The 17,484-nt window shown below is 73.1% G+C and carries 23 protein-coding genes; all 23 read left to right on the top strand.

What is annotated here, in order from left to right:
- The first annotated feature begins 51 nt into the window (after window positions 1-51).
- The 23 genes from flgB to K4G59_RS06550 all read left to right on the top strand — a co-directional run bounded on the left by flgB (window position 52) and on the right by K4G59_RS06550 (window position 17,469).
- Complete coding sequence (gene flgB, locus K4G59_RS06660) at window positions 52-411, top strand: flagellar basal body rod protein FlgB (RefSeq protein WP_231250192.1); 360 nt, start codon at window positions 52-54, stop codon at window positions 409-411.
- The gene (locus K4G59_RS06655; protein WP_231250191.1) at window positions 411-803 is read left to right on the top strand and encodes a flagellar basal body rod protein FlgC; all 393 of its coding nucleotides are present in this window, start codon (window positions 411-413) and stop codon (window positions 801-803) included. Before flgB ends, K4G59_RS06655 begins: the two co-directional genes overlap by 1 nt.
- Window positions 803-1,132, top strand: coding sequence for a flagellar hook-basal body complex protein FliE (fliE, locus tag K4G59_RS06650; RefSeq protein ID WP_231250190.1), 330 nt, complete (start codon window positions 803-805; stop codon window positions 1,130-1,132). Before K4G59_RS06655 ends, fliE begins: the two co-directional genes overlap by 1 nt.
- Window positions 1,129-2,712 (top strand): flagellar basal-body MS-ring/collar protein FliF, encoded by a 1,584-nt coding sequence (gene fliF / locus K4G59_RS06645; RefSeq protein ID WP_231250189.1) that lies wholly within the window; start codon window positions 1,129-1,131, stop codon window positions 2,710-2,712. The genes fliE and fliF overlap by 4 nt, the downstream gene beginning before the upstream one ends.
- Complete coding sequence (gene fliG, locus K4G59_RS06640; RefSeq protein ID WP_231250188.1) at window positions 2,712-3,722, top strand: flagellar motor switch protein FliG; 1,011 nt, start codon at window positions 2,712-2,714, stop codon at window positions 3,720-3,722. The genes fliF and fliG overlap by 1 nt, the downstream gene beginning before the upstream one ends.
- Entirely contained in the window at window positions 3,706-4,305 is a 600-nt protein-coding gene (locus K4G59_RS06635; protein WP_231250187.1) for a FliH/SctL family protein, read from the top strand. The genes fliG and K4G59_RS06635 overlap by 17 nt, the downstream gene beginning before the upstream one ends.
- Complete coding sequence (locus K4G59_RS06630) at window positions 4,302-5,594, top strand: FliI/YscN family ATPase (protein ID WP_231250186.1); 1,293 nt, start codon at window positions 4,302-4,304, stop codon at window positions 5,592-5,594. The genes K4G59_RS06635 and K4G59_RS06630 overlap by 4 nt, the downstream gene beginning before the upstream one ends.
- On the top strand, window positions 5,594-6,064 hold the full coding sequence (locus K4G59_RS06625; RefSeq protein WP_231250185.1) for a hypothetical protein: 471 nt from the start codon (window positions 5,594-5,596) through the stop codon (window positions 6,062-6,064). Before K4G59_RS06630 ends, K4G59_RS06625 begins: the two co-directional genes overlap by 1 nt.
- Entirely contained in the window at window positions 6,061-7,032 is a 972-nt protein-coding gene (locus K4G59_RS06620) for a transglycosylase SLT domain-containing protein (RefSeq protein ID WP_231250184.1), read from the top strand. Before K4G59_RS06625 ends, K4G59_RS06620 begins: the two co-directional genes overlap by 4 nt.
- Window positions 7,029-8,258 carry a flagellar hook-length control protein FliK gene (locus K4G59_RS06615; protein WP_231250183.1) on the top strand — a complete coding sequence of 410 codons (1,230 nt, stop codon included), beginning with the start codon at window positions 7,029-7,031 and terminating at the stop codon, window positions 8,256-8,258. The genes K4G59_RS06620 and K4G59_RS06615 overlap by 4 nt, the downstream gene beginning before the upstream one ends.
- Window positions 8,259-8,267: 9 nt before the next feature.
- Window positions 8,268-8,732: a flagellar hook assembly protein FlgD gene (locus tag K4G59_RS06610; protein ID WP_231250182.1), complete on the top strand. Its 465-nt coding sequence runs from the start codon at window positions 8,268-8,270 to the stop codon at window positions 8,730-8,732.
- A 26-nt stretch (window positions 8,733-8,758) separates the two neighbouring features.
- Window positions 8,759-9,598 (top strand): flagellar hook protein FlgE, encoded by an 840-nt coding sequence (locus K4G59_RS06605; protein WP_231250181.1) that lies wholly within the window; start codon window positions 8,759-8,761, stop codon window positions 9,596-9,598.
- 119 nt (window positions 9,599-9,717) lie between these two features.
- Window positions 9,718-9,993, top strand: a complete 276-nt coding sequence (locus tag K4G59_RS06600; protein WP_231250180.1) for a flagellar FlbD family protein — start codon at window positions 9,718-9,720, stop codon at window positions 9,991-9,993.
- A complete protein-coding gene (locus tag K4G59_RS06595; RefSeq protein WP_231250179.1) occupies window positions 9,993-10,769 on the top strand; it encodes a motility protein A in 777 nt (258 codons plus the stop codon). Before K4G59_RS06600 ends, K4G59_RS06595 begins: the two co-directional genes overlap by 1 nt.
- 1 nt (window position 10,770) lies before the next feature.
- Complete coding sequence (locus K4G59_RS20405; RefSeq protein WP_231250178.1) at window positions 10,771-11,661, top strand: OmpA/MotB family protein; 891 nt, start codon at window positions 10,771-10,773, stop codon at window positions 11,659-11,661.
- Complete coding sequence (locus K4G59_RS06585; protein ID WP_231250177.1) at window positions 11,658-12,098, top strand: flagellar basal body-associated FliL family protein; 441 nt, start codon at window positions 11,658-11,660, stop codon at window positions 12,096-12,098. The genes K4G59_RS20405 and K4G59_RS06585 overlap by 4 nt, the downstream gene beginning before the upstream one ends.
- A 62-nt stretch (window positions 12,099-12,160) precedes the next feature.
- A complete protein-coding gene (locus tag K4G59_RS06580) occupies window positions 12,161-13,129 on the top strand; it encodes a flagellar motor switch protein FliM (RefSeq protein WP_231250176.1) in 969 nt (322 codons plus the stop codon).
- A complete protein-coding gene (fliN, locus tag K4G59_RS06575; RefSeq protein ID WP_231250175.1) occupies window positions 13,126-13,890 on the top strand; it encodes a flagellar motor switch protein FliN in 765 nt (254 codons plus the stop codon). The genes K4G59_RS06580 and fliN overlap by 4 nt, the downstream gene beginning before the upstream one ends.
- Window position 13,891: 1 nt before the next feature.
- Window positions 13,892-14,410, top strand: coding sequence for a flagellar biosynthetic protein FliO (locus tag K4G59_RS06570; RefSeq protein WP_231250174.1), 519 nt, complete (start codon window positions 13,892-13,894; stop codon window positions 14,408-14,410).
- Complete coding sequence (fliP, locus tag K4G59_RS06565) at window positions 14,407-15,291, top strand: flagellar type III secretion system pore protein FliP (protein ID WP_231250173.1); 885 nt, start codon at window positions 14,407-14,409, stop codon at window positions 15,289-15,291. The genes K4G59_RS06570 and fliP overlap by 4 nt, the downstream gene beginning before the upstream one ends.
- A gap of 6 nt (window positions 15,292-15,297) precedes the next feature.
- A complete protein-coding gene (fliQ, locus tag K4G59_RS06560) occupies window positions 15,298-15,567 on the top strand; it encodes a flagellar biosynthesis protein FliQ (RefSeq protein ID WP_231250172.1) in 270 nt (89 codons plus the stop codon).
- 3 nt (window positions 15,568-15,570) lie between these two features.
- Window positions 15,571-16,335 (top strand): flagellar biosynthetic protein FliR, encoded by a 765-nt coding sequence (locus K4G59_RS06555; RefSeq protein WP_231250171.1) that lies wholly within the window; start codon window positions 15,571-15,573, stop codon window positions 16,333-16,335.
- A 3-nt stretch (window positions 16,336-16,338) separates the two neighbouring features.
- On the top strand, window positions 16,339-17,469 hold the full coding sequence (locus tag K4G59_RS06550) for an EscU/YscU/HrcU family type III secretion system export apparatus switch protein (protein ID WP_231250170.1): 1,131 nt from the start codon (window positions 16,339-16,341) through the stop codon (window positions 17,467-17,469).
- Window positions 17,470-17,484: the final 15 nt, after the last annotated feature.

Here is a 17,484-nt window from a genome sequence, read left to right as displayed (position 1 = left end):
CTCACCCCCACCGCCGACGGACCGGCACCGATTTCTCCTGCAGGAGTCCCCGTGTCCCTCGGCATGCCCGACGCCGTCACGTCCGTGCTCGCCACGGCCCTCGACGGCCTCGCGACCCGGCAGAACGTGATCGCCCACAACATCGCGAACGTCGACACCCCCGGCTTCCGCGCCACGAACGTCGACTTCGAGTCCTCGTTGTCCGCGGCGATCGAGCGCGGCCGGATGGCCGTCGGCGGCGTGACCGCGGTCGCCACCTTGACCAACGCCCCGGTGGGCGCCGACGGCAACAACGTCGACCTGCGCCACGAGTCGCTCTCGGCGGTGCAGTCGCAGTTCCAGTACCAGATGATGACCCGTGCGGTCTCCGACCACTACGCGCTCGTCACCACCGCGGCCGGCAGCTTCTGATGGGCGCCTTCGACATGCTGCGCATCGCCAACAGCAGCCTGGGCATGCACCAGACCTGGCTGGACGCCCTCGCGCACAACATCGCCAACGCCAACACCGTGCGCGCGACGGGCGAGGACGCCTTCCAGGAGCAGATGGTCGTGGCCACCGCGCGCCCGGAGGGCGGTGTCGACGTCAGCGGCATCGAGCTCGGTGACGCGCAGGGCGTGCTGACCTACGCCCCCGACAGCCCCCTCGCCGACGCGGACGGCAACGTCCGGCTGCCCGCGATGGACATGTCGGTCCAGATGACCTCGCTCGTGCAGGCGCAGCGCGGCTTCCAGGCCTCGGTCCAGGTGACCAAGACCGCCCAGGACACCTACACCGCCGCGCTCCAGATCGGGCAGCGCTGATGAGCATCGGCGGCATCGAGGCGATCGGCGGCTTCATGCCCCTCGCCGCGCCGGCTGTCACGGCACCGACAGCGGGTGCGTCCGCGGCGGTCACCTCCGCCCGCGGCGCCGACTTCGGCAGCATGGTGCTCGACGGTCTCGAGCGCCTCGAGGGCGTCCAGGACACCGCTGACTCCCTCGCCGTGCGCGCGGCGTCGGGCACCCTGCCCAACATCCACGACTACACCCTGGCCGCCACCGAGGCCGACGTGGCCACCAAGCTCACGGTCGCGGTGCGCAACAAGGCCATCGAGGCGTTCTCCGAGATCATGCGGATGCAGGTCGGATGAGGGCCGGTCTCACGCGCGCGCTCGAGCGCCACCGCCGTACCTTCTCCTCGTTCAGCCCCGGCCAGAAGGTCGTGGCCGTCGTCGGGACCGGCGCCCTGCTCCTCGCCGCCGTCATGGTCTTCCGCTGGGCCTCGGCCCCGTCGTACTCCCCGCTCTACTCCAACCTGTCGGCCGAGGACGCCTCTGCGGTGGTCGAGCAGCTCGCCGCCGACGGCGTGCCTTACCAGATCGGCGGCGGCGGCGGCACGATCTCGGTCCCCCGGGACGAGGTCTACTCGACCCGCATCGCGCTGAGCGGGGAGGGCATCCCCTCGGGGGCCGGCGACACCGGCTACGCACTGCTCGACGGCCAGGACATCTCCACCTCGCAGTTCAAGGAGCAGACCGACTTCAAGCGCGCGATGGAGGGCGAGCTCGCCTCGACCGTCGAGGCCATCGACGGGGTGGAGACCGCCGTGGTGCACCTGGCGCTGCCGCCCAAGCAGGTCTTCGTCGAGGAGCAGGACCCTGCGACCGCCTCGGTCCTGGTCGCCACCCGTGGCGGCACCAGCCTCGGGCCCGACCAGGTGCAGGCGATCGTCCACCTCGTCGCCTCCAGCGTCGACGGCCTCGACCCGGCGCGCGTCACCGTCGCGGACTCGACCGGGCAGGTCCTCTCGGACGACGCCGACTCCGCGGGCGGCTCGGGCAGCCGCAACCGGCAGGTCCAGGACTACCAGGACCAGCTCGAGGGCAAGGCCCAGGCGATGCTCGACCGGGTCTTCGGCCCCGGCAACTCCTCCGTCCAGGTCACCGCGGTCCTCGACTTCGACCGCGTGGTCACCGAGACGACCACCTACGGGCGCGCGAAGTCCCCGGTGCTGTCGGAGTCGGTGCAGGAGGAGAGCTACTCCGGCACCGCGGCCCCCGGCACCACCGGTGGTGTCGTGGGACCGGACACCCAGCTCGAGACCGGTGGTGCCGGCGACGACGGCAGCTACTCGAACTCCTCCACCGTGCGCGAGAACGGCGTCGACAAGGTGGTCGAGCAGTCGGAGACCGCCCCGGGCTCGGTCGAGTCGCTGCACGCCGCGGTGGTGGTCGACACCAACTCCAAGGTGGCCGTGGACGCCAGCGAGATCGACGCGATCATCTCCTCGGCCATCGGCATCGACCTCGAGCGCGGGGACACCATCGAGACCTCCAACCTGCCCTTCGACACCTCGGTCGAGGACGCCAACGCCGCGGCGCTCGAGGCCGCGGCCGCCGAGGCCGCGACGGCGAGCCGCAACGCCTGGCTGCGCAACGGCGCGCTGGGCGGCCTGGTTCTGATGTTCGTCGCGCTCGCGTGGCTGCGCTCGCGCCGCACCACGCAGGCCCGCGAGGACGCGACGTCCTACGTGGTGGAGCAGCTGCGCCAGGAGCAGGTCGCCCGCGCGGCCCAGCTCAGCCGCGCCTCGGACGAGGCGCCCACCGCTCTCGCGCTCGCTCCTGCGGTCGAGCCGGTCGACGGCATGCGCGACGAGCTCGTGGCCCTGGTCGAGCGCCAGCCCGACGAGGTCGCCTCGCTGCTGCGCGGCTGGCTGGTGGAGCGTCCCTGATGACCGTGATGACCGGACAGGGTGCGCGCAAGGCAGCCATCGTGCTGGTGCGCCTGGGCAAGGACCGCGCCGCGCAGGTCCTGGCGCACATGAGCGAGGAGGAGATCGAGGCGGTCTCCTCCGAGATCGCCCAGCTCGCTGCGGTCGAGCCCAGCGAGACCGAGTCGGTGATGGGGGAGTTCTCCGCGTTGCTCGGCGCCCGCCAGCACATGCTGCAGGGCGGCATGGACCTCGCGCGGGACCTGCTGCAGCGCTCGCTCGGCGACGAGCGCGCCGAGGAGGCCGTGCAGCGCCTCCACGCGCGGGCCGTCCAGCTGCCGTTCCAGTTCCTGGGCCGGGCGGACCCGGCCCAGCTGCGCTCCTTCATCCGGGAGGAGCACCCGCAGGTGATCGCGATCGTGCTCGCGCACATGAGCGCCGAGAAGGCCTCCCTCGTCCTCTCGGGCCTCGCTCCCGACCTCCAGGCCGAGGTGGCCCACCGCATCGCGGTGATGGACCGCGCCAACCCCGACGCCGTGCGCGTCGTGGAGACGGTGCTCGCGCGCCGGCTCGCCTCGGTCCTGCAGCCCAGCACCACCTCGCGCGTCGGCGGCCTCGGTCCGCTGGTCGACATCATCAACCGGGCCGACCGCTCGACCGAGCGCCAGATCGTCGACGGCCTCGAGTCGCTGGACTCCGGTCTGGCCGAGGAGGTCCGCAGCCGGATGTTCGTCTTCGAGGACGTCGTGGGCCTCTCGGACCGCGACGTGCAGCAGGTCCTGCGGCAGGTCGACACCGCGGTCCTCGCGCTCGCGCTCAAGGGCGTCGCCCCCCAGGTGCGCGACAAGATCACCGCCAACCTGTCCGAGCGTGCCGCGGAGAACGTGCTGGAGGAGGTCGAGATCCTCGGCCCCGTACGCCTCACCCAGGTCGAGGAAGCCCAGCAGTCCATCATCGCCACCATCCGCTCCATGGAGGAGCGCGGCGACGTCGTGGTGCGACGAGGAGGCGACGATGAGTTCGTCGACTGACCTGCTGCCGGTGCCCGAGGTCCCCGAGCTCGCCGGCCTGCGCCTGCCGCAGCTGCGTCCCGTCGAGCCCACCCGCGCCGCGGCGCGGGCCCAGGGCTACGCGGTCGGGTGGGCCGAGGGACGGCGGGCAGCCGAGGCCGCCGTGCAGGCCGAGGCCGAGGAGCTGCGCCGAGCCGCCGCCGCGGATGCCGAGCGTCGTGACGCGGACAACGCCGCCGCGGTCGCGGCGCTGCGTGAGGCCGCCGCGGGCGCCCGCGCGGTCCTCGCCGAGGCGTGCCGGCGGGTGGACGAGCAGGCGGCCGTCCTGGCGCTCGAGCTCACCCGCACCCTGCTGGGCGACGTCGTGCCGGACCCGGCCGCTGTCGTGGGACGCGTCGTGGGGCTGCTGCCCGAGCACCCGGTCGCCACGGTGCGACTGCACCCCGACGTGGCCGCGGTGGCCGGCGACCTGCGCGACCTCGGGGTCGTCGTGGTCGCCGACCCGACCCTCGGGCCGGCGGACGCCCTCGCGCACGCCGGGGACCACGCCGTCGACCTCCGGGTCGACCAGGCGCTCGCCCGGCTGGCGGAGGTGCTCCGGTGAGCACCGACGTCCGTGCCCGCGCGCTCGCGGCGATCGCCCCCCAGCGTCTCGGCCTGGTGGCAGAGGTGCTCGGCCTGCGCCTGCGGGTCACCGGCCTGTCCGCCGCAGTCGGCGACCTGGTGGCGGTCGGTGAGGCCGTGCCCGTCCTGGCCGAGGTGGCCGCCAGCGACCCGGCCGGGCTGACCTGCCTCCCGCTCGGCAGCACGACGGGGCTGCGCGTCGGCGACGCCGTACGCCACACGGGCGGCCCGCTGCTGGTGCCCGTCGGCGACGAGCTGCGCGGTCGCGTCCTCGACGGCCTGGGGCGTCCGGTCGACGGCGGTCCGTCGCTGGCGCACCTGCGCCAGGTCGAGGTCACCCAGGCCGCGCCCGCGGCGCTGAGCCGGCCGCGTATCGACCACCAGCTCGGCCTGGGCGTGCGTGCCCTCGACGCACTCATCCCCTGCGGACGGGGTCAGCGCATCGGCATCATGGCCGGCTCCGGGGTCGGCAAGTCGAGCCTGCTGTCGATGGTCGCGCGGGGCACCGACGCGGAGGTGTCGGTCATCGCGCTCGTCGGCGAGCGCGGCCGCGAGGTGCGCGAGTTCATCGAGAACGACCTGGGCCCCGCGGGCCTGGCCCGCTCGGTGGTCGTCGTGGCGACCTCCGACGCCCCGCCGGTCGAGCGGCTGCGCGCCGCCGGCGTCGCGACCCGGATCGCCGAGCACTTCCGCGACGCCGGCAAGCACGTCGTGCTGATGATGGACAGCCTGACCCGCGTGGCGATGGCGCAGCGCGAGATCGGTCTGTCCGCGGGCGAGCCGCCCGCGACGCGTGGCTACCCGCCGAGCGTGTTCACCCTGCTCCCGCAGCTGCTCGAGCGCGCCGGCACCTCGGCGACGGGCAGCATCACCGGGCTCTACACCGTGCTGGTCGAGGGAGACGACATGCAGGACCCCATCGGCGACACCGCCCGCTCGATCCTCGACGGGCACGTCGTGCTCTCGCGCCGGCTGGCGACCTCGGGCCACTTCCCCAGCATCGACGTGCTGGAGTCCGTCTCGCGCGTGGAGCGCGCCGTGACGCGGCACGAGGAGCGTGCCGACGCGACCCGGCTGCGGCGCCTGCTCGCCGCCCACCGCTCGGTCCGCGAGCTCGTCGAGATCGGTGCCTACGTCCCCGGCGCCGACCCCGACGCCGACGTGGCGATCGCCCGGATGCCCGCCATCGACGCCTTCCTGCGCCAGGACATGGACGAGTCCACCGGCACCGCCGACACCTGGCAACGGCTCCGGGAGCTGGTGGCCTGATGGCGCGCACCCCTGACACCGACCCCGACGCCGGGATGCGTGCGGTCGCGCGCGTGCGCGGCGTGCGCGAGCAGGACAGCCGCCTGGGCCTGGCCCAGGCCTCCGCCGACCTGCACGAGGCCGTACGCCGTCTCGACTCGTTCGCGGCCCGGCTGGTCGAGACCCACGACCCCGAGGTGGCAGACCCCGCGTCCTTCGCCGCAGCCCGCGCGGTCGCCGCCGGCGCCGCGCTCGACGTCAGCACCTCGCGCGCCGCCCTGGCCTCGTCGACCATGCTGCACCTCGCCGCACGCGAGCACTGGCAGCGGGACCGCACCCGGGTGGCCGCGGTCGAGCTGCTGCTCGAGCGACGCGCCGAGCGACGGCGTGCCGAACGGCTGCGCCGCGAGCGGGTCGAGGTCGATGACCTGGTCGCGGCCCGATGGCTACGTGCCGAGTCGACTCCCGGTGCGGCAGGAGCGACGCGATGAGCATCACCGACGTGACGGCGAGGATCTCGCAGATCCAGGCACAGCTGGCGATGCTCCCCGGCGCCGGTGCGCGGACCTCCGGGACCGGCGCGACCGGCTTCGCGGACGCGATGGTGCGCACCGCCCCGGGTGCCGCCGCGGCGGGCGGGGTCACCGGGGAGGAGGTCTCGCTGAAGGCGCTCGAGCTGGTCGGGCTGCCCTACGTCTGGGGCGGCACGGACCCCGAGCGCGGGGTCGACTGCTCCGGACTGGTGCAGTCGGTGTACGGCTCGTTCGGCATCGAGCTGCCTCGTCTGTCCGCCGACCAGGCGCGCGCCGGGACACCGGTCGCGAGCCTGGACCAAGCGCGTCCCGGGGACCTCATCGCGTGGGACAACTCGGGTCGCAACGTCGGGGCCGACCACATCGCCATCTACCTCGGTGACGGGCGGATGATCGAGGCCCCGAAGCCAGGTGGCCAGGTCCAGATCGTCCCGGTCACCACGCCCCCCGACTACATCCGTCGCGTGCTGCCCGGCACGACCGCCTCCGCCCCGCTCGCCGCCGTGGGCGCGGTGGGCTCGGCGCGCAGCGTGGCGATGTCGGCCGGCACGCCGTACGGCGACCTGTTCCGTCGGTCGGGGGCGGCCCACGGCGTCGAACCGGCGCTGCTGGCGGCTGTCGCGCGGCAGGAGTCGGGCTTCGACCCGGGAGCCGTCAGCCCCGCCGGCGCCCAGGGACTGATGCAGCTGATGCCCGGCACCGCGCGGGGCCTCGGCGTCAGCGACCCCTTCGACCCGTCCCAGGCCGTCGACGGCGCCGCCCGACTGCTCGGGGACCTGCTTGGCCGGTTCGGCTCGGTCGAGCTGGCCCTGGCCGCCTACAACGCCGGTCCGGGGGCGGTCCTGCGCCACGACGGCATCCCGCCCTACCCCGAGACACGCGCCTATGTCGCCTCGATCATGTCCGAGCTGCAGGAGAGCAGATGACGATCACCCCTGTCCCGGTCACGGGGCGCGCCCCCGTCGCCGTCCCCACCTCCGAACCCGCCGGCACCACCGCTGCGTCCGCCGGCGCAGGCACCTTCGCCGATCTCGTCGCCCGGCTGCTCGGGGGCGCCGAGGCCGCGACCCCGGGCGGGCCGGTCCCCTCGGCACCGGACGTCGAGGCGGGCACCACCGCCGATGCGGGGGCCGCCCCCGAAGCCGCCGACGACACCTCCCCGCCGGGCGCGGTGTCGGTCGCCGTCCCGGTCATCCAGCTCCCTGCGGCGGTGGTCGTCACGCCGGACGCCGTCGTGACCGGGTCCGTCGTGACCGGCTCTGCCACGGTCGCCCCCACCCCGAGGGGGCACGGCTCCCTCCCGGCGGCACCCGAGCCGGCGGCACCCGCCGTCGACACGTCCGGAGCCGTGTCCCCGGGCGCGGTCGGTGCGTCGGTGGCCGAGGGGTCGCACCCCACCTCGTCCTCGGATGCGCACGGCCGGCAGTCCGGGCAGCCGGCACCGGCACCGGCACCGGCACCGGCTCCGGCGGAGCCTGCGGCCGCACCAGGTGCTGCTTCGACCACCGCGCCAGCGCTCGGCCCGACCGCCGCACCCGGCGTCACCGCTCCGGCCAGCGTCGTCGCGGTCGGTGTCGTACCTGCTGGTGTCGTACCTGTCGGCGTCGTCCCAGGCAGCGTCGTGCCGGTCACCGCAGCCCCTGCCGCAGCGGAGGCGTCCGCCGCCGCGGCGCCCTCGCCGGCAGCGCAGCTGTCCCCGGAGATCGGCCGGCTGGTCAGCCGCGGCAACGGGGTGCACCGCCTCACCATGCGCCTCCAGCCCGAGGCGTTGGGCGAGGTGCGGGTCACCCTCACCGTGCGCGACGGTGCGGTGCAGGTGCAGCTCTCGGGAGGTGACGAGGCCGCGCGCGCGATGGCCGAGGGCGCTCCGGAGCTGCGCCGCGTGCTCGAGCTCGCCGGCGCCCCGGAGGCCCGTGTCGTGGTGCGCGACCAGGCCGGCCAGTCGCTCGGCGGCCACGACCCCGGGAGCGAGTCGGCGTACGACCCGCGCGGACGCGCCGACACCGCGTCCCGCGAGGGCACCGGACAGCAGGACCAGCACGCACGGACGCGCGCTGGAGCAGGAGCCAAGGAGGGCCTCACCGACACAGCGAGCCCGCTGCGTCCAGAACCGGTCACCGCTGCCCGCCAGGGCATCGACCTGACCATGTGAGGAGGAACCGTGACCATCTCGGCGAACGAGGCGGTGAACGGCGCGACCACGGCGTTCCAGACAGGAGCGACGACGTCGGCGTCCAGCGAGGACAAGCAGATGTTCCTGGAGCTGATGGTGGCGCAGCTGCGCTACCAGGACCCGCTCAACCCGTCCGACTCGGGCGAGTTCCTCGCCCAGTCGGCCCAGTTCACGGCGCTGGAGAAGATGCAGGACGTCTCCGACCGCGTCGGCGCGCTCCTCGGGGCGCAGATGGCCTTCGGGGCCGGCGCGATGGTCGGTCAGCAGGTCTCGTGGATCGACACCGACGGCGTGACCACCCACACCGGGTCCATCGCCGGCGTGACCTTCGGCGCGCAGGGCCCGGTCTTCGACATCGACGGCTCCCAGGTCCCGCTCGCACAGCTGTTGTCCGTCGGCACGACCACCCCTCCCACCACCACCTCGACCACCCCTACGACCTCGACTCCCTGAGGCCGTCCTCGAAAGGAAAACCCTCCATGCTCCGCTCGCTCTTCTCCGGGATCAGTGGCCTCCGTGCCAACCAGACGATGCTCGACGTCACCGGCAACAACATCGCCAACGCCAACACGGTCGGCTTCAAGGCCTCCACCACGGTCTTCCAGGACACCCTCAGCCAGGTCATGCGCGGCGCGGGTGCCGCGGGCGCCACGGGCGGTGGCACCAACCCCATCCAGGTCGGCCTCGGCGTGCAGGTCGCCGCGACCCGCGGCAACTTCAACCAGGGTTCGGCGCAGGTGACCGGATCGGCCACCGACCTGATGATCCAGGGCGACGGCATGTTCGTCCTCGGGTCGGGTGCCGACCGGGTCTACACCCGCGCGGGGGCGTTCACCTGGGACGAGGCCGGCACGCTGGTCTCCCCGAGCGGCAAGGCCGTCCAGGGCTACGCCCCCGGCGACGCCGGTGGCACGCTCGTCGACATCAACCTCGACGCCCTGGCTGCCAGCCTGCCGGCCGGCGTCGAGATGACGTCGTACTCGATCGGCAGCGACGGCGTCCTGCGCGGCACCTTCTCCGACGACGTGCAGCGCGACATCGCCATCGTCGCGGTCGCCGACTTCACCAACCCCGCGGGGCTCGAGCGCGTCGGCGAGACCGCCTTCCGAGCCAGTGCCAACTCGGGTGCACCCGAGTTCGGCGTCGCGGGCCAGGGCAGCCGGGGCGACCTCATGGGCGGCACCCTGGAGATGTCCAACGTCGACCTGTCGGCGGAGTTCACCAACCTGATCCTCGCCCAGCGCGGGTTCCAGGCCAGCTCGCGCGTGATCACGACCTCCGACCAGGTGCTCGAGGAGCTCGTCAACATCAAGCGCTGACGTCGACGCGGTCGAGGACTCGGCCGCCGGTTCCCCTCAGGTCGGGTGACCGGCGGCCGATCACACGGACGAGGCCCACGGACGGGCCTCGCGTCCAAGCACAGGGATGGTGCACTGACATGATTCTGCTGACCCGACTCTCGGGTACGGCGTTCGCCCTGAACGCCGACCTGATCGAGCGACTCGACAGCACACCCGACACCGTCGTCACCCTCGTCGACGGCAAGAAGTACGTCGTCGCGGAGGACCTCCTCGAGGTCGTCGCCCAGGTCCGCGCGTGGCGCGCCGGGATCATCGCGGCGAGCGCCGTCGCCGAGGCGGAGCTGCCCGGGTGGACGCCGCGCAGCCACCTGGCAGCGGTCTCCAGCCACCCGAGCCGCGAGGGAGAGGCCTGATGGACCCGGCAACCCTGATCGGCGTCATCGTCGGGCTGGTCATCATCGTGGTCGCCAACCTGATGGAGGGCGGCAACCCGACGAGCCTGCTGCTCGTGCCACCGATGCTCCTGGTCTTCGGCACCACGCTGATGGTCACGCTCGCGGGCGGCACGATGTCGGACGCCAAGCACGCGCTCGGCGCCCTCAGGACCGCCTTCACCGGAGGGGTCCGCCCCGCCGGCGAGGTGGTGCCGATGGTCGTCGCCCTCGCCGAGAAGGCGCGCCGCGAGGGGCTCCTCGCGCTCGAGGAGGAGCTCAAGGGGGTCGAGGACCCGTTCCTGGTCAAGGGGGTGACCCTGGCGATCGACGGCACCGACCCCGAGGAGGTGCGCGACATCCTCGAGTCGGAGGTCCACGCCGTGAAGGCGCAGGGCAAGCACTCCGCGAAGTTCTTCGCCGACGCCGGCGCCTACGCCCCGACGATCGGCATCATCGGCACCGTCATGGGACTGGTCCACGTCCTGGAGAACCTCGCACAGCCCGAGGAGCTCGGCCACCTCATCGCAGCAGCGTTCATCGCCACCCTGTGGGGCGTGATGTCCGCCAACGTGATCTGGCTCCCCATCGGCAACCGGCTCAAGCGGCTCACCGAGCTCGAGGCGGCCCGGATGGAGCTGGTCATCGAGGGCGTCGCCGCGATCCAGGCGGGTTCCAACCCGCGCGTGATCGCGCAGAAGCTCTCCTCGCTCCTGCCCGCCGGGGAGCAGGCGGCCCCGCCGGCCAAGGCGGCCTGACGTGAGCACCGGGGGACGCCGCCGCCGCGAGGAGCACGAGGAGCACGAGAACCACGAGCGCTGGCTGGTGACCTACGCCGACATGGTCACGCTGCTGATGGTGCTGTTCATCGTGATGTTCGCGATGAGCTCGGTCGACCAGAAGAAGTTCAACGCCCTCAAGGACGGCCTGGCGGCCGGCTTCGGCGACTCGACGTCGGTCATGACCGGTTCGGAGTCCACCCTCGACCAGCCCGGCGTCGCGGCGATCGCACCGGTGCGCGCGGAGACCTTCATGGGCTCCGGCCCCGGCAGCGCCGGCGCGCAGCAGGCGATGGCGCAGCAGGCGGTGGAGTACGCCGACGCGGAGGCCGAGGTGGCCCGGCTCGACGCGCTCGGTCGCCGCCTCGCCGAGGCCCTCCGCAGGGCCGGCCTCTCCCACGACGTCACCCAGCGGGTGGACGAGCGCGGCCTGGTGCTCAGCCTCACCTCGCGGCACGTGGTCTTCGAGCCCGACCGTGCCGAGCTCAGCAGCCGCGGCCAGCGGGTGCTGGACGCGGTCGCCCCGGTGCTGCGCGGCACCACCGAGGACCTCCGGATCGACGGGCACACCAACCAGGTGCCGGTGAAGCCGCGCTTCTTCGCCACCGACTGGGACCTCTCCTCAGCGCGCGCGGTGACCGTCCTGCGCTACCTCTCCGAGGTCGGCCGGATCCCCGGTCCCCGCCTCAGCGCCGCCGCGTACGGCCACGAGCAGCCGCTCGTCGACCCCCGCGAGCCGGGCTCCCAGCGGGTGAACAAGCGCGTCGACGTTGTGGTCCTGTCCAGCCTGCCCGCCGCCTCCCGTGAGCTGCTCGACGACGTCGCAGCGGCCGGACCGGCACCCGACACCACCGATGGAGGAAGCTCATGACCAGCACCACGCTCGACCGCCCGACCGACGCCGCCGGCGCCCCGGAGGTGAAGGGCGGGAGGAGGAAGAAGCTGCTCCTCGTCGGGCTCGCGCTGGTCGTCGGCGCGGCCGCCGCTTGGTGGTTCGTGCTGCGTCCCAGCGGCCCCACCGAGCCCGTGCCCGGCGAGGTGATGACGATGGAGCCGATCCAGGTCAACCTCGCTGACGGCCACTACCTGCGCATCGGCATCGCCCTCCAGCTCTCCGCCGATGCGCACGGGGCGGACGGGAGCAAGGCCCTCGACGCCACGATCGACCTCTTCAGCGGGGTCGACCAGGCCGAGCTCGCCAAGGCAGGACAGCGGCAGGAGCTCAAGCACGAGCTCGAGGAGAAGCTGCACGAGCACTACCACGGTGACGTGCTGGAGGTGTACTTCACCGAGTTCGTCACCCAGTAGAGAGGCGGGCTCGTCTGCCCGGATCCCTCAGGTCGGCCCGGACGGGGCCGATAGCGGATGTCGTGACGAGCCTGCAGCCCCCGCGCGTACCCGTGCACCTCGGTGCCCGGGGGCGCCGTCGTGCCCGCAGCGGCGTCGAGGCGACGGCGTACGACTTCCGCCGGCCGATCCAGCTCTCGCGCGAGCACACCCGGCTGCTCCAGGTGAGCCTCGAGGGGTTCGCACGCCAGATGGGCACGGTGTTCACCGCCGCGCTGCGCTCGGTGTGCACCGCTCAGCTGCGCGGCGTCGCGCAGCAGACCTATGCCGAGCACGTCGACTCGCTCGACCCGATGACCTACGCCGTCACCGTCGGCATCGAGCCGGTGCCGGGCCTGGCCCTGCTCGACCTGCCGCTGCCCGCGGTGATGGGCGCCCTCGACCTCATGCTCGGCGGCCCCGGCGCCGAGGAGCAGCCGGTCCGGCCGTTCACCGAGATCGAGCACGCGGTCGTCGAGGGGGTCGTGTCCCGGCTGCTCGGCGAGCTGCGCACCGGGCTCGCCGGCATCGTCGAGGTCACCCCGACGCTGGTGGGCACGGAGTACCACGCCCAGCTGGCCCAGGCCGCTGCCGCGAGCGACGTGGTCGTCGTGGCGAGCTTCGACCTCGTCGTCAAGGAGCGCAGCCACCGGGTGACGCTCTGCCTGCCCTTCGCGGGTCTGCACCCCCACCTGGCCCGCGCCGCCGCTCCCGCGCCCGTCTCCGAGCGCGAGCGCGCCCAGCGCTCGCACGCCGCGACGCTCGTGGACCAACGCTTCCAGGACGTCCCGGTCGACGCCGTCGTCCGCTTCCACCCGACCCGTCTCGCTCCCGGGGTGCTCACCGGCCTCGCCGTGGGGGACGTGGTGCGTCTCGCGCACGGCTCGAGCGCCCCGCTCGACGTCGTCGTGGGTGCGGCCACGTTCGCCCGCGCCACGGCCGGCACCCACGGCGCGCGCCTCGCCGCGCTCGTCGTCGACACCGCCGGAACCGACACCCAGGAGATCCGATGACCGCCCTGACCGCCACCCCCTCCGACCTGCACGCGCGCGCACTCACCGCAGCCGCCGCGGCTGCGGAGGTGCTGCCTGCCGCGACGCCCCTCGCCGTCGGCACCCCGGCCGCGGGTGCGACCGAGGCGTGCCGTGACTTCGCCGGTGCGGCGGTGGCAGAGCTGCACCTGCCCGGTGCCCCCCGGATCGCCGTCCTCGTGGGCGCCGAGCTCGTCGCGGCCCTGGCCGGCAGCCCGTTGGGCGGGCTCGACCTCGCGGCCGCCACGCAGCCCGCCCTCACGGCCGCCGCCGAGGCGCTCGGCGTGGGCTGCGGTGCGGCCCGGGAGGTGTCGGTCGACCTCGTCGACGCAGACCTGGGGGGTCCATTCACGCTCGTCCCCCTCGAGGGCGCCGGCGCTACCGCGGGCGCGCTGCTGGTCTCCGCTGCTGCCGTCGCGGCCGTCGAGGCCGTGCGCGGACCGGAGGTCCCGATCAGCCCCCTCCCGACCGGGTCGCTCTCGCCGACCCCGGCCTCTCGCGGCATCGAGATGCTGCACGGGGTCGACATGGAGGTGACCGTCGAGCTCGGACGCGCACGCTTGACCGTGCGCGAGCTCCTCGCGCTCTCGCCCGGCGAGGTCCTCGAGCTCGACCGGGCCGCGGGCAGCCCTGCGGACCTCCTCGTCAACGGTCGCCTCATCGCGCGCGGCGAGGTCGTGGTGGTCGACGAGGACTTCGGCCTGCGGATCACCGAGATCGTCGACGAGACGACAGCGGGCTGACGTGCTGGAGCTGACCGTGCGACTGATCGCCTCCCTGGCGGTCGTCGTGGGACTGATGCTGCTGCTGGCGCGCCTCGTCGGCAAGCGCTACGGCGGCCGGGCCGGGGCGCCGGTGCAGGTGCTGCACCGCCAGCCTCTCTCCCGGGGGTCCTCGGTGGCTCTCGTCGCCGTCGGCTCGCGGGTCCTCGTGCTCGGCGCCACCGACCAGCAGGTGACCCTCCTGACCGAGCTCGACCCCGACGACCTCGACGACTTTGCGGACCTGCCCGACCTCGGCGAGGCCGAGGAGCCGGTCGTGCTCGACGGCGCCGCGCCTGACCCCACCCCTGTGACTGCTCCTGTCCCCGTACGCGGCCTCGCCGCCCTCACCTCGGTCGGCACCGGCGCCGCGGGTGGCGCCCACAGGGCCTCGGCACCGACGCGCGGCAGCGCCTCGGACACGGGTGGGCTGGCCGGCTCGGTGCTGTCGCCCCAGACGTGGCGCCAGGCGTTCGCCGCCGCCACCGGCAAGGCGTCGTGAGCGGTCTCGGCCGCGCCGCCCGGATGCTCACCGGCCTGCTCGCGGTGGTGCTCATCGCCCTCGGCGTCGTGGTCGCCCTCGCGGCGACCTCTGCCACCGCCGCCTCCGGACCCGTCGCCTCTGGCCCGCACGTGTCCGCGCCGTACGCCCTGCCGATGACCCCCCAGGGCCCGGAGGGACCGCGCGCACCCCGGGGTCCCGACGGCCCGGGCAGCGACAGCTCGGTCACCATCGATCTCGGCGGCATCACCGACAAGCCGAGCACCCCGGTCACGGTCATCATCGCGCTCACGCTGCTCTCGCTGCTGCCGGCGATCCTGCTCACCTGCACCAGCTTCACCAAGGTGCTGGTCGTGCTGGGGCTCACCCGCAACGCGCTCGGGTTGCAGCAGATCCCGCCCAACCAGGTGCTCGCCGGGCTCGCGTTGTTCCTCTCGCTCTTCATCATGGCGCCGGTGCTGGGCCAGATCAACGACACCGGCCTCCAGCCCTACCTCGACGGTGACAAGAACGCCTCGGTCGCCTACACCGACGGTGTGCAGCCGCTGCGCGAGTTCATGCTCGACCAGACCGGCGACGACGAGCTGCGGCTGCTCACCAGCGTCGCGCAGCGCGACCTGCCCGAGGACCGTGACGACGTCTCGATGGCCACGCTCGTGCCGGCCTTCGTGCTGAGCGAGCTGAAGCAGGCCTTCATCATCGGATTCATCATCTTCATCCCGTTCCTGGTGATCGACATCGTGATCAGCGGCGCGCTCATGGCGCTCGGCATGATGATGATGCCGCCGGTGATGGTGTCGCTGCCCTTCAAGCTCCTGCTCTTCGTGCTGGTCGACGGCTGGGGCCTGGTCATCACGTCCGTCGTCTCGAGCTATCAGTAGGCCACCATGACCGACACCACCGTCATCAACATCGCCCTGCAGACCATGCTCGTCGCCCTCAAGCTGTCGGCGCCGATCCTGCTCACCTCGCTGGTGATCGGCTTCACGATCTCGCTGTTCCAGTCGATGACGCAGATCCAGGAGTTCACGCTCGCGTTCGTGCCCAAGCTCGTCGGCGTCGGGATCGCCCTGCTCGTCTCCGGCGGCTGGATGCTCCAGACGCTGGTCGACTTCACCCAGGACCTCTTCGCGATGGTCCCCACCCTGCTGGGCTGACGCATGACCCTGACCGTGGCCGGCGAGCCCCTGCTGGCCTACCTGCTGGCCTCGGTGCGCATCATCGCGTGGCTGGCGCTGGTCCCTCCCTTCGCGGGACGCGCGGTGCCCCTGCCGGCCAAGGTCGTGCTGTCGCTCGGCCTGGCCTTCGCGGTGGTGCCGACCGTGCAGCCGGGCAGCGTCCCGACCGCCGGCGGGGAGCTGCTGGTCACCACGCTCACGCAGGTCGTGGTCGGGTCCGCGCTCGGCTTGGTGACGTACGTCCTCCTGGCCGCGGTCGCCACCGCGGGGTCCCTCATCGACACCTTCGGCGGCTTCCAGCTGGCGCAGGGCTTCGACCCGCTGTCGATGAACATGAACACCGTCTTCGGCAAGCTCCACCAGATGCTCGCGGTGATGATCCTCTTCGCCACCGGTGGCCACCTCATGGTGCTCGGCGGGCTGCTGCGCACCTTCGAGGTGCTGCCGCTCGGTGAGGCGCCGCGCATCGAGGGCGCCTCCCACGTGATCCTGACGGCGTTCGGGATGTTCTTCGTCACGGCCGTGCAGATCGCCCTGCCGCTCGTCGCGGTGCTCTTCGTGGCCGACCTCGGGCTCGCGCTGCTCACCAAGGTCGCACCGCACCTCAACGCGATGAACGTGATGTTCCCGGCCAAGATCGGACTCACCCTGCTCCTGCTCGGCATGTCCTTCCCGGTGCTCCCGGAGGCCGTGGCGCGTCTCGTCGAGCTCGCCAACCAGGCCCAGTCCTCGCTCGTGGGCGGGTGAGAGGTGTCGGAGGAGAAGACCGAGAAGCCCACGGTCCGCAAGCGCAAGGAGTCGCGCAAGGAGGGCCAGGTCCCGCGCACCCAGGAGCTCGGGGGATGGGCCACCCTCCTGCTCGTCGGACTCGCGCTGCCACCGCTGCTCACCCGCGAGCTCACCGCGCTGTCCCAGCTGATGCGGGAGTGCTTCACCCTCGGCGGCCACGTCGAGGTGGCCGACGCGATGGTGCTGCTCGGGCGCGGCGCCAGCCACGTGATGATCACCCTCGTGGTGCTCGGCAGCGCCGTGATGCTGGTGGGCGTGGGCGCGGCGCTGTCGCAAGGTGGCTTCTTCCTCGCAACCAAGAGCGTCAAGCCGTCGTTGAAGAAGCTCAACCCGATCCAGGGCTTCAAGCGCGTCTTCGGACCCCAGGCGCTCTGGGAGGGCGCGAAGATGTTGCTCAAGAGCTCGGTCGTCGGGTTCGTGGCCTACGGTGCGGTGAGCGCCCTGATGCCGCTCATCGGCGGCCTCGTCCCGATCACGGCTGTCCTCGAGGCGGTGCGCGACGAGGTGCTGTCGCTGGTCCGGACCGTCGCCGTGGCCGGCATCGTGATGGCCCTGGCCGACTATGCCGTGGTGCGCCGCCGGATGGGCAAGCAGACCCGGATGACCAAGCACGAGGTCAAGCAGGAGGGCAAGCAGACCGAGGGCGACCCGCTGCTCAAGGGTGCCATCCGCTCACGCCAGCTCGCCGCTTCGCGCAACCGGATGATGGCCGACGTGCCGAGCGCCGACGTCGTGCTGGTCAACCCGACCCACGTCGCCGTCGCGTTGCGCTACGACGCCGAGCGCGGGGCCCCGCGCGTGGTGGCCCGCGGGTCCGGTCTCGTCGCGCAGCGCATCCGCGAGCGTGCCACCGAGCACGGCGTACCCCTGGTGCGCGACGTCCCGCTCGCGCGCGCCCTCCATCGCTCGACCGTCGTCGGCCAGGAGATCCCCGCCGAGCTGTACGCCGCGGTCGCGCAGGTGCTGGCGTTCGTGATCTCCCGTCGCTCCGCCGGGGTGCGCGGCGGTGAGCACCGCAGCCCCCGGCAGGAGGCCGACCTGGTCGCCGCCCCGGCGCCCGGGCGTCGTCGCCGGGTCGTGGCTGCCGGCTGACCGGCGGGGCGAACT

Source organism: Nocardioides furvisabuli (assembly GCF_021083185.1).
Lineage (GTDB): Bacteria > Actinomycetota > Actinomycetes > Propionibacteriales > Nocardioidaceae > Nocardioides > Nocardioides furvisabuli.
The sequence above is the reverse complement of the archived record's forward strand: the minus strand, read 5'-3'. Positions and strand labels throughout refer to the sequence as shown.

Coding starts and splice junctions, on each gene's coding strand:
- K4G59_RS06655 (WP_231250191.1), top strand. CDS start 411: ATGGGCGCCTTCGACATGCTGCGCATCGCCAACAGCAGCCTGGGCATG.
- fliE (WP_231250190.1), top strand. CDS start 803: ATGAGCATCGGCGGCATCGAGGCGATCGGCGGCTTCATGCCCCTCGCC.
- fliF (WP_231250189.1), top strand. CDS start 1,129: ATGAGGGCCGGTCTCACGCGCGCGCTCGAGCGCCACCGCCGTACCTTC.
- fliG (WP_231250188.1), top strand. CDS start 2,712: ATGACCGTGATGACCGGACAGGGTGCGCGCAAGGCAGCCATCGTGCTG.
- K4G59_RS06635 (WP_231250187.1), top strand. CDS start 3,706: ATGAGTTCGTCGACTGACCTGCTGCCGGTGCCCGAGGTCCCCGAGCTC.
- K4G59_RS06625 (WP_231250185.1), top strand. CDS start 5,594: ATGGCGCGCACCCCTGACACCGACCCCGACGCCGGGATGCGTGCGGTC.
- K4G59_RS06620 (WP_231250184.1), top strand. CDS start 6,061: ATGAGCATCACCGACGTGACGGCGAGGATCTCGCAGATCCAGGCACAG.
- K4G59_RS06615 (WP_231250183.1), top strand. CDS start 7,029: ATGACGATCACCCCTGTCCCGGTCACGGGGCGCGCCCCCGTCGCCGTC.
- K4G59_RS06605 (WP_231250181.1), top strand. CDS start 8,759: ATGCTCCGCTCGCTCTTCTCCGGGATCAGTGGCCTCCGTGCCAACCAG.
- K4G59_RS06600 (WP_231250180.1), top strand. CDS start 9,718: ATGATTCTGCTGACCCGACTCTCGGGTACGGCGTTCGCCCTGAACGCC.
- K4G59_RS06595 (WP_231250179.1), top strand. CDS start 9,993: ATGGACCCGGCAACCCTGATCGGCGTCATCGTCGGGCTGGTCATCATC.
- K4G59_RS06585 (WP_231250177.1), top strand. CDS start 11,658: ATGACCAGCACCACGCTCGACCGCCCGACCGACGCCGCCGGCGCCCCG.
- fliN (WP_231250175.1), top strand. CDS start 13,126: ATGACCGCCCTGACCGCCACCCCCTCCGACCTGCACGCGCGCGCACTC.
- fliQ (WP_231250172.1), top strand. CDS start 15,298: ATGACCGACACCACCGTCATCAACATCGCCCTGCAGACCATGCTCGTC.
- K4G59_RS06555 (WP_231250171.1), top strand. CDS start 15,571: ATGACCCTGACCGTGGCCGGCGAGCCCCTGCTGGCCTACCTGCTGGCC.